This is a genomic window from Streptomyces sp. NPDC001515, assembly GCF_053597115.1.
The window spans coordinates 339,349-353,362 of sequence record NZ_JBSFHN010000001.1; the positions used below are offsets into that span (position 1 = coordinate 339,349).

Genomic DNA, 14,014 nt, shown 5'->3' on the forward strand with positions numbered 1-14,014 from the left:
CCGGACGCACACCCGCCCGGTCGCGGGCCCCAAGGCCGCGACGGGCAGCGAGCACAAGGGAACTAGCTCCTCCCGCCTGGCGTTGACCAGTTCGGGAGGCTCCACTGGGGAGTGGAGCACCACCGAGCAAGGGTCCCCCTGCCGCACCACTTGGAGGGCGTACCGTGCACCGCCGGCACAACGGGCTGAGAACCGCCGTACTCCTCGGCGGCCTGTCCGCCCTCATCATCGTCATCGGAAGCTTCTTCGGGCGTACGGGCCTGATCGTCGCGCTCCTCGTAGCCGTCGGCACCAACGCCTACGCCTACTGGAACAGCGACAAGCTGGCCCTGCGGGCCATGCGCGCCCGCCCGGTGAGCGAGTTCGAGGCACCCCAGCTGTACCGCATGGTCCGCGAGCTCTCCACGGCCGCGCGCCAGCCCATGCCCCGGCTGTACATCTCCCCGACCCAGGCCCCCAACGCCTTCGCGACCGGCCGCAACCCGCGCAACGCCGCGGTCTGCTGCACCGAGGGAATCCTCCAGATCCTGGACGAACGGGAACTGCGCGGCGTCCTGGGACACGAGCTGAGCCATGTCTACAACCGCGACATCCTGATCTCGTCCGTCGCCGGAGCGCTCGCCTCCGTCGTCATGTTCCTCGTCAACTTCGCCTGGCTGATCCCGGTCGGCCGCTCCAACGACGACGAGGGCCCCGGCATCCTCGGCATGCTGCTGATCATGATCCTGGGCCCGCTGGCCGCCTCCGTGATCCAGCTGGCCGTCAGCCGCTCCCGCGAGTACGAGGCGGACGCCTCCGGCGCCCAGCTGACCGGCGACCCGCTGGCCCTCGCCGGTGCCCTGAGAAAGCTGGAGGCGGGCACCAAGCAGCTTCCGCTGCCCCCCGAGCCCCGGATCGAGACCGCGAGCCACATGATGATCGCCAACCCGTTCCGGCCGGGCCAGGGCATGTCCAAACTGTTCTCGACCCACCCGCCGATGGCGGAGCGCATCGCCCGACTCGAAAAGATGGCAGGTCACCGCCCGTGAAGACAATCCTGAACGTCATCTGGCTGGTCCTGTGCGGCTTCTGGATGTTCCTCGGCTACCTGCTCGCGGGCGTCCTGCTGTGCATCACGATCATCGGCATCCCCTTCGGGCTGGCCGCCTTCCGGATCGGCCTCTACGCCCTGTGGCCCTTCGGCCACCGCGTCGTCGACCGCCGGGACGCGGGCGCCCCCTCCTGCGTCGGCAACGTGCTCTGGCTGATCCTGGCCGGCTGGTGGCTGGCGCTCGGCCACATCACCACCGGAATCGCTCTCTGCCTCACGATCATCGGCATCCCCCTGGGCATCGCGAACTTCAAGCTGATCCCCGTCTCCCTGATGCCCTTCGGCAAGGAGATCGTCAGCACCGACGCCCCCTTCGCCGGCTGGTAGACCCCGGCCCCGCCCCGCCCCCGTACGCACCACCCCCCACAGGGGATGCACAGCAGGTCCGGGCAAGTGCCCGCCCGCCCCGGCGTCGTGGATTCCACGGCCGGGCGGCGGGTAGGTTCGCACGCATGAGCATTGTTGGCTGGATCATCCTCGGACTCGTCGCGGGCGTCATCGCCAAGGTCCTGCTGCCCGGACGCGACCCCGGCGGCCTCGTGGGCACCACCCTCATCGGGATCGTCGGCGCGTTCCTGGGCGGCTGGATATCGACACGGTTCCTCGACCGCACCATCTCGAACGACGACTTCTTCGACCCGGCCACCTGGGTGTCGGCCATAGGCGGCTCGCTGATCCTGCTGATCGCCTACCGGCTGCTGTTCGGCAACTCCCGCGAACGCCGCTGACCCCCGGTCAGGGCCCCCTTCTCAGGGGGCGCCCAGCCCCGTCTCGCGCAGCGTCAGATTGAGCCGGCCGCCCCGCATCCCGGTGCCCGGGTCCGCCGTCCCCGGCAGGATCCGCGGCACCCCGTGGAACGCGTACCGCGACGGCCCACCGAAGACGAACAGATCGCCCGAGGCCAGTTCCACGTCCGTATAGGGCCGCCCCCGGTGCTCCGTGTTGCCGAAGCGGAAGACGCAGGTGTCACCGATGCTCAGCGACACCACCGGGGCCCCGGCCCGCTCCTCCCTGTCCTGGTGCATGCCCATGCGCGCGGCGTCGTCGTAGAAGTTCACCAGCGCCGCGTCCGGCGCGTACGCCCCGGCGCCGCCCTCCGGCCCGTACGCCTCCGCCACCGCGGCCCGCCCCAGCTCCACGAGCCAGTCGGGCAGGGGCGCGACCGGCGCCCCGTTCACATCGTCCGCCGTACGCGAATAGCGGTACGGCTGCCAATGCCACCCCAGGCACACCGTCCGCACCGACATCACCCCGCCGCCCGGCAGCACCGTGTGCCGCAGCGGAACGGGCCCGCGCGCCCACTCCCGGCACGCCACCACCAACTCCCGCTGCCGTTCCAAGGACAGCCACTCGGGCACATGCACCGCGCCCGGCGCGACCACGGTCCTCGGCCGGGGGAACAGACCGCCCATCAGCGCCCCACGAGGGCCCCCTCCAGGCCCAGCAGCCGCTCCTTGCGCTCCAGGCCGCCCGCGTACCCGCGCAGCGCCCCGTCCGCGCCGATCACCCGGTGGCACGGCCGCACGACGAGCAGCGGATTGCGCCCGATCGCCGTCCCCACGGCCCGCACCCCCGCCCCCGACGAACCGACCCGCTCCGCGATCTGCCCGTACGAGACGGTCTCGCCGTACGGCACCGCCTCCAGCGCGTCCCACACCCGGCGCTGGAACGCCGTCCCCCGCCCCGCCGCGTAGACCAGGTCGAACCGGGTGCGCCGGCCCTCGAAGTACTCCCGCAGCTGCGCGGCCACCCCGGCGAACGCCCCCGGATCACGGACCCAGCCGTCCTCGACGGCCGCCCCGCCCTTCTGACCCGGCACGGAGAGCGAGACGAGCGCGACCCCCCCGGCGGAACCGGCCGGCCCGGCCGCCCGCTCGCCCACCAGCAGAAGCTCGCCCAACGGGCTGTCGACCGTCGTGTACAGCGTCATGGCGCGTCCCTCTCCTCCGTCCGGAACCGGCCGCTCCACCGGCCTCCACCGACCAGTCTGCGGCGCCCGGCCCACCGCGACCGGCGGTAATCGGACATGCAGTCCCGCACCGGAGAACCGGCCGGGACCGGGCGGGCGGGGAGCGCGTCACGCGCGCTCCCCGCCCGCCCGGACCGCGACGGTCCCGCGGAACTCCCGACTACCGGTAGTTCACGAACTGGATGGCGAAGTCGAAGTCCTTGCCCTTCAGCAGCGCCTGAACGGCCTGCAGATCGTCCCGGCTCTTCGAGCTGACCCGCAGCTCGTCGCCCTGGACCTGCGCCTTGACGCCCTTGGGGCCCTCGTCCCGGATGACCTTCGCGACCTTCTTGGCGTTCTCCTGGGAGATGCCCTCCTCGATGGAGGCGAAGATCTTGTACTCCTTGCCGGACAGCTGCGGCTCTCCCGCGTCCAGCGACTTCAGCGAGATGCCGCGCTTGATCAGCTTGGACTGGAAGATGTCGAGGATCGCCTTGACCCTCTCCTCACCGTTCGCCTCCATCAGGATCTTCTCGCCGGACCAGGAGATCGAGGCACCGGTGCCCTTGAAGTCGTAGCGCTGGGAGATCTCCTTCGCGGCCTGGTTGAGGGCGTTGTCGACCTCCTGCCGCTCGACCTTCGAGACGATGTCGAAACTGGAGTCGGCCATGACGTGTGGCTCCTTGGATCGGGGTGCTGGAAAGAAAGTGCTTACAGGGGCGGTCGCGGAGCCCGCGGGCGCCACGCCGTCCGGCCAAGCCTAGGACAGCCCCCGAGCCCCCCGCGTCCCCCGGACACCCCCGCCCGGGACCCCCGCGCACCCCCGGCGCCACCCCTGATCAATCCGGTGGCGAAGCACCCCCGGTCATCAGGTATCGTTTACGTCGTTGCCGGAGAGCACCGCGAAAAACGGGACTCGAAGCCAACATCCCTTGGCGGTGTGCCCGAGTGGCCAAAGGGAGCAGACTGTAAATCTGCCGGCTTCGCCTACCCAGGTTCGAACCCTGGCGCCGCCACACTGCAAGGCCCCCTTCCTCTGGAAGGGGGCCTTCTCTGTTTCCGTACGACGAGGAACGTGCCATGGAATCCGTACTGGTCAGTGCCTGTCTGCGCGGGGTGCCCTGCCGCTTCGACGGACGGGACAAGGCGTCGGCCGAGGTGGTGGAGGCGCTGGAGGGGCGGCGGGTGGTGGCGTTCTGCCCGGAGGTCGCGGGCGGCCTGGGGACGCCGCGGCGGCCCGCGGAGATCGTCGGGGGTGACGGGCACGACGTGCTGGAGGGCCGGGCGCGGGTCGTGGACGACGAGGGGCGGGACGTGACCGGCGCGTTCGTGGACGGGGCCCGCAGGGCGCTGGAGGCGGCGCGGGCGGGCGGGTGCGCGGAGGCGGTGCTGATGGCGCGCAGCCCGTCGTGCGGGCGGGGCCGGGTCTACGACGGAACGTTCGGCGGGGTGCTGCGGGAGGGGGACGGGGTGACCGCGGCGCTGCTGGAGCGCCACGGGATCACCGTCCGGCCGGCCACGGGGGACTGACCGGCCGGACGCGGGTCAGTTTCCGGCCACGTCCTTCACCGCGACGGTCACCGGCACGCTGCCCGCGATGAGTTCGAGCGTCAGGCCCGCCGTCGCCGGGGTGTCCAGGAGCTCCACGAGAGTGGCCGCCACGTCGTCGCGCGGGACCGGGCCGCGGCCGGTGGACGCGGCGAGCAGGACCTCGCCGGTGCCCGCGTCGTTGGTCAGCATGCCGGGGCGCAGGATCGTCCAGTCGAGCGCGGACCGGGAGCGTACGTACGCGTCGGCCGCGCCCTTGGCCCGCAGATAGACGTCGAACACCTCGTTGCCCGGGTGGTCCGGGTCGGCGCCCATGGACGAGACGACGACGTACCGTCGCACCCCCGCCCGCTCGGCCGCGTCCGCGAACAGCACCGCGGCGCCCTTGTCCACAGTGTCCTTGCGGCTCACACCGCTGTTGGGGCCCGCGCCGGCCGCGAACACCGCCGCGTCCGCGCCGCGCAGCACCTCGGCCACCTCCTCGACGCCGGCCGATTCGAGGTCCAGGACCGCGGGCTCGGCGCCCGTCTCCCGTACGTCCTCGCTCTGCGCCGGATTCCGGATGACGCCCACGGCCTCATCCCCGCGCGCGGCGAGCAGCCGCTCCAGCCGCAGCGCGATCTGACCATGTCCACCTGCGATGACAATGCGCATACCGCCGACGGTACGCCGGACGGCGCCCCGGCGCTCACGCACCGCCGGGGGAATCCGCTCTTCCCTGGCGCGGCAGGGGGGACGCACCGCCGCCCTCCGGGTCGCGGTACTCGCGCACGGCGCTCGTCCTGGCCACCACCCGGCCCCGGTGCACGACGACCCGGCTGTAGGCGAGCGACAGCACCCCGGCGAGCGAGTCCCCGCGCACCGCGAGCAGGTCGGCGGGGAAGCCCGCCTCCACCCGCACCTCGGGCAGCCCCATCGCCCGCCTGGCCTCCGCGGCGACGGCCTCGTAGGCGTGCTCGGGGGGCAGCCCCTCCTGCGAGGCGAGCAGATAGGCGGCCTCCAGGGGGTCCCCGCGCCCCACCGGGTTGCCGGGGTCGCGCAGAGCCCCGCTGCCCGCCGCGACCCGCACCCCGGAGGCGCGCAGCAGCCGTACGGGGGCGGTGCCCCGGCGGCCGGCCCCGCGGCAGCCGCCCTGGGGCAGGCAGACGACCGTCACACCGGCCGCCGCGAGCCGGTCGGCGGTGCGCGCCAGGATGTCCTCCGGAAGCCGCGAGAGGCCCGCACAGGGGCCGATGGCGACCTGCTGGCGCAGACCGCCGGCCATCGCGGCGAACCGGGCGAGCCGGCCGGGATCGTCGCCGTCGGTGTGCAGGTCGACGGGGCAGCCGTGTTCGGCGGCGAGCTCCAGCACGGCCTCCGTGTAGCCGGTGGGGTCCGGGTCGAGGTCCGGGCAGCCGCCGACGGCGCCGGCGCCCATCCTCAGCGCGTCCCGGAGCATCGCCAGATTCTCGGCTCCGGCGGCCCCGGTGAGCAGCCGGGGGACGGCCACGGCGGTCAGATCGGCGAGTCCGCGCAGCGAGCGGCGGGCCTGGAGGACGGCTTCGAGGGCGGTCAGGCCCTGGAGGTCGCCGATGCGGATGTGCGAGCGCAGCGCGGTGGCGCCGTGGCCGAGCTGGAGCAGCGCCGCCTCGGTGGCGCGCCGTTGGATGTCCTCCGGGTGCTGCGAGGCGGGTCCGGTGGCGTCGGCGGTGAGCGCGGTGTCCCCGTGGGCGTGCGGTTCGGCGGGGGCGGGGAGCAGCAGATGGCCGCGCAGGTCCACGCGGGGGCCGGGGGCGACCAGGCTGCCTGCGGTGCCGACTGCCTCGATGCGTCCGGCGCCGAGCCGGACGTCCACGAGGCGGCCGTCGGTGAGCCGGGCGCCGCAGAGGGTGCGCGCGGCCTGCTCGGGGCCGCCCGCCGTGCCCGCCGGGCGGTCGTCCGGCGGCCGCGGCCGGTTGTCGGGCATCGCGGCTCCTGGGAGGGGAGGAGAGCGTGCGGAGATCACGCGGAGTGGGTCGAGCCTAGGGTCGCGCCCGGCCGCCTTCGAGGAGCAGCGCAATAGTCGTACCGGCGTGGTTCCACGGGGCCCGGGGGTCCGGGTGCCGGGGTGGACGCGTCGCTGATCAAGGGGTGTGCGGCGACCCGGGGCAGGCGCTCGGAGCCGTACCGGACAAGGGCCGGCGAGGGGGTGCCGAAACGGATTTGGGCGATCGGCGACAGACCGTGTAATGTCTTCATCGCTCGCCCCAATAGCTCAGTCGGTAGAGCGTCTCCATGGTAAGGAGAAGGTCTGCGGTTCGATTCCGCATTGGGGCTCTGGTGATCGGGAAACCCCGCTTCGGCGGGGGGACTCGTCATCAAAGCGGTGTAGCTCAGTCGGTAGAGCAAGCGGCTCATAATCGCTGTGTCACCGGTTCAAGTCCGGTCACCGCTACTAACAGTAGCCGATTGTGGGGTCGGTCCTTCGATCGGCTACTCTTTTTTGCGTTCATCCGTCCATCGTCCGTCCAAGGAGCACTCACGTGGCTGCCACCGACGTCCGCCCGAAGATCACGCTGGCCTGCGTGGAGTGCAAGGAGCGGAACTACATCACCAAGAAGAACCGGCGTAACAACCCGGACCGTCTTGAGATGAAGAAGCACTGCCCGCGCTGCAACTCGCACACCGCGCACCGCGAAACGCGCTGAATCAGGCTCGTACACGAGGCCGCCCCCCTTGGGGGCGGCCTCGTGTCGTTGTACAGGTCGGTATGTCGTACCGGGCCGTGCCGGCCCATCGTCTTTTCATCAGGAGGTTGCGAGCTCATGGCGCTCGACCAGTCCTTCGTGGGGCGGACCTATCCGCCCACCGCGCCGTACGAGGTCGGCCGGGAGAAGATCCGCGAGTTCGCCGAGGCGGTGAACGACGCGAATCCCGCGTACGTCGACCCCGAGGCGGCCAAGGCGCTCGGGCACACCGATGTGATCGCCCCGCCGACCTTCGTGTTCTCGATCACTTTCAAGGCGGCCGGGCAGGTCATCGAGGACCCGCAGCTGGGTCTGGACTACAGCCGGGTGGTGCACGGCGACCAGAAGTTCGCGTACGTGCGTCCGGTGCGGGCGGGCGACCGGCTCACGGTCACCTCGACCATCGAGACCGTCAAGACCATGGCGGGCAACGACATCCTGGACATCCGCGGCGAGGTCCACGACGAGTCCGGTGAACTCGTCGTGACGGCGTGGACGAAGCTCGTGGCGCGCGGCGCCGAGGAGGCGTGATGGCGGCGAAGGTGAGCTACGACGCGGTCGAGGTCGGTACGGAACTGCCGGCGCAGACCTTCCCGGTGACCCGCGAGACCCTCGTCCGGTACGCGGGCGCCTCCGGCGACTTCAACCCGATCCACTGGAACGAGAAGTTCGCCCGTGAGGTCGGTCTGGAGGACGTGATCGCCCACGGCATGTTCACCATGGCCGAGGCGGTCCGGGTCGTCACGGACTGGGCCGGGGACCCGGGCGCGGTCGTCGAGTACGGCGTGCGGTTCACCCGCCCCGTCGTCGTCCCCAATGACGACAAGGGAGCGCTCATCGAGGTCACCGGCAAGGTGGGCGCCCTGCTGGACGACAAGCGGGTGCGGGTCGACCTGACGGCGACGAGTGACGGCAAGAAGGTGCTGGGCATGTCCCGCGCCGTGGTGCGGCTCGGCTGAGACGCCGGCGGTACGGGGTACGCGTAAGGGGCACGGTCCAGGGGGCCGTGCCCCTTACGCGTGGGTCCTTCGAGGGCGGTCGCGCCCACGGCTTGACCAAGTTAGTGATTGAGTACTAACTTACGGGCATGGCAAGGATGAGTGCGGACGAGCGGCGCGGATGCGTCATCCGCGAGGCGGTCACGAAGTTCGCCCGCGGAGGGTACAGCGCCACGTCCACCGAGGCGATCGCGAAGGCCGTCGGTGTGTCGCAGCCCTATCTGTTCCGCCTCTTCCCCAACAAGAAGGCGATCTTCCTCGCCGCCGCCGAGCGGTGTCTGCGTGACATCCGGCAGGTGTTCGAGGAGGCCACCGACGGGCTGGAGGGTCAGGAGGCGCTGCACGCCATGGCCGTCGCCTACCAGAAGATGCTCGTCTCGGACCCCGACAAGCTGCTCATGCAGATGCAGATGTACGCGGCCGTCGCCGCCGCAGAGGCCGCCGGGGACCACGAGTTCGGCGCCACGCTCCGGGCCGGGTGGATGGAGTGGTTCGACTCGGTCCACCTCGCCCTCGGCGCCGACGTCAGCGAGACCACCCAGGTCCTCGCGTACGGCATGCTCGTCAACACGCTCACCTCGATGGGCTTCCCCGCCGACCATCGCATCTGGACCGGCCTCTACGACTCGGCCAGGCCGACGAGCTGATCAGCACCGCCCGGGCCCGGCCCGGTTTTCTGCCCAAGAAAGTTAGTCATCAATTACTAACCCGCAGGGGGAGCAGTGGACCAGCACACGACAGGCCGCCGGGGGGCGGTCTGGGCCCTCGTCATCACCAGCGTCGCCGGATTCATGGCGGCCCTCGACAACCTCGTCGTCACCACCGCCCTGCCGTCCATCCGCACCAGCCTCGGCGGCGGGCTCGAAGAGCTCGAATGGACGGTCAACGCCTACACGCTCACCTTCGCCGTCCTGCTGATGCTCGGTGCCTCGCTCGGCGACCGGTTCGGCCGCCGCCGGCTCTTCCTCGGCGGGCTCGCCGTCTTCACCGGCGCCTCCGCCGCGGCGGCCCTCTCCTCCGGCATCGGTGAACTGATCGCCTTCCGCGCGGTCCAGGGAGTCGGCGCGGCGGTCATGATGCCGCTGACCCTCACCCTCCTCACCGCCGCCGTCCCGCCCGCCCGGCGCGGTGCCGCGCTCGGCATCTTCAGCGCCGCCACCGGGATCGCGGTCGCCAGCGGCCCGCTCATCGGCGGCGCCCTCACCGAGCACATCTCCTGGCAGTGGATCTTCTGGCTGAACGTCCCGATCGGCCTCGCCCTCCTGCCGCTCGCCCGGACGCGCCTGGCCGAGTCGTACGCCTCCGACGCGCGCCTCGACGTCCCCGGCACCCTCCTGGTCAGCGGCGGCCTCTTCGGCATCGTCTACGGACTCGTCAACGCCAACGCCGAGGGCTGGACCAGCGCCACCGTCCTCACCGCCCTCACCGTCGGCACACTGCTCATCGCCGCGTTCGTCCGCCACGGCTTCCGCGCCGCCCACCCGATCCTGCCGATGCGCCTCTTCAAGGACCGCGCCTTCTTCGGGATCAACATGGCGAGCCTGCTGATGTTCCTCGGCATGTTCGGCTCGGTCTTCCTGCTCAGCCAGTACCTCCAGGGCGCCCTGGGGTACTCGCCCACCGAGGCCGGACTGCGGATGCTGCCCTGGACCGGGATGCCGATGCTCGTCGCCCCGATCGCCGGAGTGCTCGCCGACCGGTTCGGCGGCCGGCCCGTCGTCGTGACGGGGCTGGCGCTCCAGGCCGCCGGACTCGCCCTGTTCGCCCTGGCCCTCGACCCCGGCGTGAGCTACGCCGCCCAGCTGCCGGGCCTGATCGTCAGCGGCGTCGGCATGGCCCTGTACTTCGCGCCCGCCGCAGGACTGGTGATGTCGTCCGTCCGCCCGGCCGAGCAGGGCATCGCCTCCGGCGCGAACAACGCCCTGCGCGAGGTCGGCGGAGCCCTCGGAGTCGCCGTGCTCGCCACGGTGTTCTCGGCGCAGGGAGGCATCGGCACTCCGGACGCCTTCACCGACGGGACCGTGCCCGCCGTCTGGATCGGCGCCGGCGTGGTCGCCCTGGCCGCGCTCGTCGCCCTGATGATCCCGGGCCGCCGCACCGCCCCGGCCGCCCCGGAGACGGCCACGGCCGCCGAACCGGCGAAGGCCCGCGTGGCCGTGTCCGCCTGAGGCCCGTACGCCCCGCGCGCGACCACGGTCCGCGGCCCCGCCCGGGAGGCGGGGGCGCGGACCGTAGTCTTGTTCCCGTGCAGGAACTCCACGACGCGCCCCTCGCCCCCCTGACCACCTTCCGGCTGGGCGGCCCCGCCACCCGTCTGATCACCGCGACCACCGACGCCGAGGTGATCGACGCCGTCCGCGAGGCCGACGACAGCGGCACGCCGCTCCTCGTCATCGGCGGCGGCAGCAATCTGGTCATCGGTGACAAGGGCTTCGAGGGCACCGCCCTGCGCATCGCCACCCGCGGCTTCGCGCTCGACGGCACCGCCCTCGAACTGGCCGCCGGCGAGGTCTGGACGGACGCCGTCGCCCGCACCGTCGAGGCCGGGCTCGCCGGACTCGAATGCCTGGCGGGCATCCCCGGCTCCGCCGGCGCGACCCCGATCCAGAACGTCGGCGCGTACGGGCAGGAGGTCTCCTCCACCCTCACGGAGGTCGTCGCCTACGACCGGCGCACCCGCGAGACCGTCACCGTCCCGAACGAGGACTGCGCCTTCTCCTACCGCCACAGCCGCTTCAAGGCCGAACCCGACCGCTACGTGGTGCTGCGCGTCCGCTTCGCCCTGGAGGACGCGGGCGGGCTGTCCGCCCCGCTCAAGTACCCCGAGACCGCCCGTGCCATGGGCGTGGGGGAGGGGGAACGCGTTCCCCTCGCGGAGGCCCGCGAAACCGTGCTCCGGCTCCGGGCGGGCAAGGGCATGGTGCTCGACCCCGAGGACCACGACACCTGGTCCGCCGGCTCCTTCTTCACCAACCCGATCCTGGACCCGGAACAGTTCGAGGCGTTCACCGCCCGGGTCGCCGACCGGCTCGGCCCGGACGTCACGCCCCCCGCCTTCCCCGCGGGCGGGGGACGTACCAAGACCTCGGCGGCCTGGCTCATCGACCGGGCCGGATTCACCAAGGGATACGGCACGGGCCCGGCCCGTATCTCCACCAAGCACACCCTCGCCCTGACCAACCGGGGCGAAGCCACCACCGAGGACCTCCTCGCCCTGGCCCGCGAGGTCGTCGCCGGCGTGCACGGTGCCTTCGGCGTCACGCTCGTCAACGAGCCGGTGACGGTCGGGGTCAGCCTTTAGGGCGGGTCCCGCGGAGTGCCGTTGCGTCCCGGTTCAGTACGCCACGCCCACGCCCTGCTTCACCGACGCCGGATCGTCGATCAGCGCCAGCATCGCGTGGGCCACGTCCGCGCGGGAGATCGAACGGCCGGCGCGCGGGCTGCCGCCCACCACCGTGCGGTAGTGACCCGTCAGGGGACTGTTGGTGAGCTTGGGGGGCCGCACGGACGTCCAGTCCGTCGCGGAGGCCGCCAGGGCCGCCTCCATCGCCGTGAGGTCCGCGTAGACCTCCTTGAGGACCGCGCCGATCACCGAGAGCACCATCCGGTCCAGCGCGCCGGGGTTCTCCGGCGGCGGGCCCACCGGGGCCGCGCTCACCACGAGCAGCCGCCGCGTCCCCTCCGCCTCCATCGCCGACAGCACGCCCCGGGTCAGCCGCTCCGCGACGCCGCCGGCCTTCCGGCCGCGCGAGCCGAGCCCGGAGAGCACGGCGTCCCGGCCCGCCACCGCCTCGCGCAGCGCCTCCGGCTCGTCGATCCGCGGTGCCGTGTACACCGTGACGTCCTTGAGCGGGACCGACAGCCGCGCGGGATCGCGCACCACCGCCGTCACCTCGTGCCCCGCCTTCACCGCCTGGGCGACGATCTCCCGCCCGATGCCACCCGTCGCGCCGAACACCGTGAGTTTCATGGCACACCCCTCCTAGAGTGGGTAAGTATTCACTCACCTCTAGAGTGAGTGGGCACTCACTCACCCGTCAAGCCTTGTGGAGAACGCATGGAACAGAAGCCGGCCCGCGCCCGCATCATCGACGCCGCCCACCGGCTGATGCTCACCATCGGCCTGGCCCGCGCCACCACCAAGGAGATCGCACGGGAGGCCGGCTGCTCGGAAGCCGCGCTCTACAAGCACTTCCCCAGCAAGGAAGAGCTGTTCGTCGTCGTGCTCCGGGAACGGCTGCCCAAGGTGGAGAGCATCCTGGAACGGCTGAGGACCGCCCCCGGGGAGGGCGAACGCACCGTGGAGGACAACCTCACCGAGATCGCCCGCCAGGCCGCCCTCTTCTACGAACAGAGCTTCCCGATCGCCGCCTCCCTGTACGCCGAACCGAAGCTCAGGGAGCGCCACAACGCCGCCATGCGCGAACTGGGCGCCGGCCCCCACATGCCCATCCGGGGCGTCGCCGCCTATCTGCGCGCCGAGCAGTCGGCCGGCCGCGTCCGCCCCGACGCCGACCCCTACGCGGCCGCCTCCCTGCTCGTGGGGGCCTGCGCCCAGCGCGCCTTCGCCTACGCCGCCACGCCCACCGGCGCCCCGCCGCAGTCCCTCGACGACTTCGCCGCCTCCGTCGCCCGGACCCTGCTCGGCGGGCTCACCGGATAACGCGTCCGCCCGGCCGGGTCAGGCCACCGGAGAGGCCAGCCAGGCGTCCACACCCGCCAGCAGCTCCGCTCTGACCGCCTCGGGCGCCGCCGAACCCCGCACCGACTGCCGCGCCAGCTCCGCCAGCTCCTCGTCCGTGAACGCGTGATGGCGCCGCACCAGCTCGTACTGCGCCGCCAGCCGCGACCCGAAGAGCAGCGGATCGTCCGCGCCCAGCGCCATCGGCACCCCCGCGTCGAACAGAGTGCGCAGGGGGACGTCGGCGGGCTTCTCGTAGACACCGAGCGCCACGTTCGACGCCGGGCACACCTCGCACGTCACCCCGCGCTCCGCCAGCCGGCGCAGCAGCCGCGGATCCTCCGCGGCCCGCACCCCGTGCCCGACCCGGGCCGCGTCGAGGTCGTCCAGGCAGTCGCGCACGCTCGCCGGCCCCGACAGCTCCCCGCCGTGCGGCGCCGCCAGCAGACCGCCCTCCCGGGCGATCGCGAAGGCCCGGTCGAAATCGCGGGCCATGCCGCGCCGCTCGTCGTTGGAGAGCCCGAAGCCGACGACGCCCCGGTCCGCGTACCTCACCGCGAGCCGGGCCAGCGTCCGGGCGTCCAGCGGGTGCTTCATCCGGTTCGCCGCGATCACCACCCGGATCGGCAGCCCGGTCGACTCCGACGCGCCGTCCACCGCGTCCAGGATGATCTCGATCGCCGGGATCAGCCCGCCCAGCAGCGGGGCGTACGAGGTCGGGTCGACCTGGATCTCCAGCCATCCCGAACCGTCCGCCACGTCCTCCTGGGCCGCCTCGCGCACCAGCCGCTGGATGTCCTCGGGCTCCCGCAGACAGGACCGGGCGATGTCGTAGAGGCGCTGGAAACGGAACCAGCCGCGCTCGTCCGTCGCCCGCAGCCGGGGCGGCTCGCCGCCGGTCAGGGCCTCGGGCAGCCGCACGCCGTACTTGTCGGCGAGTTCGAGCAGCGTCGTGGGCCGCATCGAACCGGTGAAGTGCAGGTGCAGGTGGGCCTTGGGCAACAGACGTACATCACGCTCCATTCCAAGATCCTGCCGCACGGA

18 protein-coding genes and 3 tRNA genes are annotated in these 14,014 nt (G+C 72.3%); 14 read left to right on the forward strand and 7 right to left on the reverse strand.

Features of this window, described 5'->3' with window-relative positions:
- Positions 1–164: 164 nt before the first annotated feature.
- From htpX to ACWCXC_RS01635, 3 genes are all read left to right on the forward strand, one after another.
- Positions 165–1,028 (forward strand): zinc metalloprotease HtpX, encoded by an 864-nt coding sequence (gene htpX / locus ACWCXC_RS01625; RefSeq protein ID WP_450682396.1) that lies wholly within the window; start codon positions 165–167, stop codon positions 1,026–1,028.
- Positions 1,025–1,417 carry a YccF domain-containing protein gene (locus tag ACWCXC_RS01630; protein WP_383643195.1) on the forward strand — a complete coding sequence of 131 codons (393 nt, stop codon included), beginning with the start codon at positions 1,025–1,027 and terminating at the stop codon, positions 1,415–1,417. The genes htpX and ACWCXC_RS01630 overlap by 4 nt, the downstream gene beginning before the upstream one ends.
- A gap of 125 nt (positions 1,418–1,542) precedes the next feature.
- Complete coding sequence (locus ACWCXC_RS01635) at positions 1,543–1,818, forward strand: GlsB/YeaQ/YmgE family stress response membrane protein (RefSeq protein ID WP_383643198.1); 276 nt, start codon at positions 1,543–1,545, stop codon at positions 1,816–1,818.
- Positions 1,819–1,839: 21 nt separating this feature from the next.
- Here ACWCXC_RS01635 and ACWCXC_RS01640 read toward each other — a convergent pair whose 3' ends face one another.
- From ACWCXC_RS01640 to ACWCXC_RS01650, 3 genes are all read right to left on the reverse strand, one after another.
- Entirely contained in the window at positions 1,840–2,502 is a 663-nt protein-coding gene (locus ACWCXC_RS01640) for an alpha-ketoglutarate-dependent dioxygenase AlkB family protein (RefSeq protein WP_450682394.1), read from the reverse strand.
- Positions 2,502–3,020: a methylated-DNA--[protein]-cysteine S-methyltransferase gene (locus ACWCXC_RS01645; RefSeq protein WP_450885952.1), complete on the reverse strand. Its 519-nt coding sequence runs from the start codon at positions 3,018–3,020 to the stop codon at positions 2,502–2,504. The genes ACWCXC_RS01640 and ACWCXC_RS01645 overlap by 1 nt, the downstream gene beginning before the upstream one ends.
- Positions 3,021–3,219: 199 nt before the next feature.
- Positions 3,220–3,708 (reverse strand): YajQ family cyclic di-GMP-binding protein, encoded by a 489-nt coding sequence (locus ACWCXC_RS01650; RefSeq protein WP_383643207.1) that lies wholly within the window; start codon positions 3,706–3,708, stop codon positions 3,220–3,222.
- 264 nt (positions 3,709–3,972) lie between these two features.
- On the opposite strand from ACWCXC_RS01650, the gene ACWCXC_RS01655 reads away from it, so the two are divergent.
- Positions 3,973–4,054: transfer RNA gene (locus ACWCXC_RS01655), tRNA-Tyr, on the forward strand.
- 64 nt (positions 4,055–4,118) lie between these two features.
- Positions 4,119–4,568: a DUF523 domain-containing protein gene (locus ACWCXC_RS01660; RefSeq protein ID WP_450682373.1), complete on the forward strand. Its 450-nt coding sequence runs from the start codon at positions 4,119–4,121 to the stop codon at positions 4,566–4,568.
- A 15-nt stretch (positions 4,569–4,583) separates the two neighbouring features.
- On the opposite strand, the gene ACWCXC_RS01665 is transcribed toward ACWCXC_RS01660, so the two are convergent.
- Positions 4,584–5,240 carry an SDR family oxidoreductase gene (locus ACWCXC_RS01665; RefSeq protein WP_450885955.1) on the reverse strand — a complete coding sequence of 219 codons (657 nt, stop codon included), beginning with the start codon at positions 5,238–5,240 and terminating at the stop codon, positions 4,584–4,586.
- 34 nt (positions 5,241–5,274) lie between these two features.
- On the reverse strand, positions 5,275–6,531 hold the full coding sequence (locus ACWCXC_RS01670; RefSeq protein WP_450885957.1) for an amidohydrolase family protein: 1,257 nt from the start codon (positions 6,529–6,531) through the stop codon (positions 5,275–5,277).
- Positions 6,532–6,808: 277 nt separating this feature from the next.
- Between ACWCXC_RS01670 and ACWCXC_RS01675 the strand changes: the two genes are divergently transcribed.
- The 8 genes from ACWCXC_RS01675 to ACWCXC_RS01710 all read left to right on the forward strand — a co-directional run bounded on the left by ACWCXC_RS01675 (position 6,809) and on the right by ACWCXC_RS01710 (position 11,590).
- Positions 6,809–6,881: transfer RNA gene (locus ACWCXC_RS01675), tRNA-Thr, on the forward strand.
- 45 nt (positions 6,882–6,926) lie between these two features.
- Positions 6,927–6,999, forward strand: a tRNA-Met gene (locus tag ACWCXC_RS01680).
- Between the two features lie 88 nt (positions 7,000–7,087).
- Positions 7,088–7,252 (forward strand): 50S ribosomal protein L33, encoded by a 165-nt coding sequence (gene rpmG / locus ACWCXC_RS01685; protein WP_003956487.1) that lies wholly within the window; start codon positions 7,088–7,090, stop codon positions 7,250–7,252.
- Positions 7,253–7,369: 117 nt separating this feature from the next.
- Positions 7,370–7,822: an FAS1-like dehydratase domain-containing protein gene (locus tag ACWCXC_RS01690; RefSeq protein WP_383640078.1), complete on the forward strand. Its 453-nt coding sequence runs from the start codon at positions 7,370–7,372 to the stop codon at positions 7,820–7,822.
- Entirely contained in the window at positions 7,822–8,250 is a 429-nt protein-coding gene (locus ACWCXC_RS01695; protein ID WP_450682370.1) for a MaoC family dehydratase, read from the forward strand. Before ACWCXC_RS01690 ends, ACWCXC_RS01695 begins: the two co-directional genes overlap by 1 nt.
- 137 nt (positions 8,251–8,387) lie before the next feature.
- Positions 8,388–8,936 carry a TetR/AcrR family transcriptional regulator gene (locus ACWCXC_RS01700; protein WP_450682432.1) on the forward strand — a complete coding sequence of 183 codons (549 nt, stop codon included), beginning with the start codon at positions 8,388–8,390 and terminating at the stop codon, positions 8,934–8,936.
- 75 nt (positions 8,937–9,011) lie between these two features.
- Positions 9,012–10,457 carry a DHA2 family efflux MFS transporter permease subunit gene (locus tag ACWCXC_RS01705; protein WP_450885960.1) on the forward strand — a complete coding sequence of 482 codons (1,446 nt, stop codon included), beginning with the start codon at positions 9,012–9,014 and terminating at the stop codon, positions 10,455–10,457.
- Between the two features lie 77 nt (positions 10,458–10,534).
- A complete protein-coding gene (locus ACWCXC_RS01710) occupies positions 10,535–11,590 on the forward strand; it encodes a UDP-N-acetylmuramate dehydrogenase (protein ID WP_450885962.1) in 1,056 nt (351 codons plus the stop codon).
- A gap of 33 nt (positions 11,591–11,623) precedes the next feature.
- Here the strand turns inward: ACWCXC_RS01710 and ACWCXC_RS01715 are convergent, their stop codons facing one another.
- Complete coding sequence (locus ACWCXC_RS01715; protein WP_450885964.1) at positions 11,624–12,259, reverse strand: NAD(P)-dependent oxidoreductase; 636 nt, start codon at positions 12,257–12,259, stop codon at positions 11,624–11,626.
- 87 nt (positions 12,260–12,346) lie between these two features.
- Here ACWCXC_RS01715 and ACWCXC_RS01720 point away from each other — a divergent pair, with 87 nt between their 5' ends.
- Entirely contained in the window at positions 12,347–12,952 is a 606-nt protein-coding gene (locus tag ACWCXC_RS01720) for a TetR/AcrR family transcriptional regulator (RefSeq protein WP_450682366.1), read from the forward strand.
- A gap of 18 nt (positions 12,953–12,970) precedes the next feature.
- Here the strand turns inward: ACWCXC_RS01720 and ACWCXC_RS01725 are convergent, their stop codons facing one another.
- Positions 12,971–13,993 (reverse strand): adenosine deaminase, encoded by a 1,023-nt coding sequence (locus ACWCXC_RS01725; RefSeq protein WP_450885967.1) that lies wholly within the window; start codon positions 13,991–13,993, stop codon positions 12,971–12,973.
- Positions 13,994–14,014 lie beyond the last annotated feature (21 nt).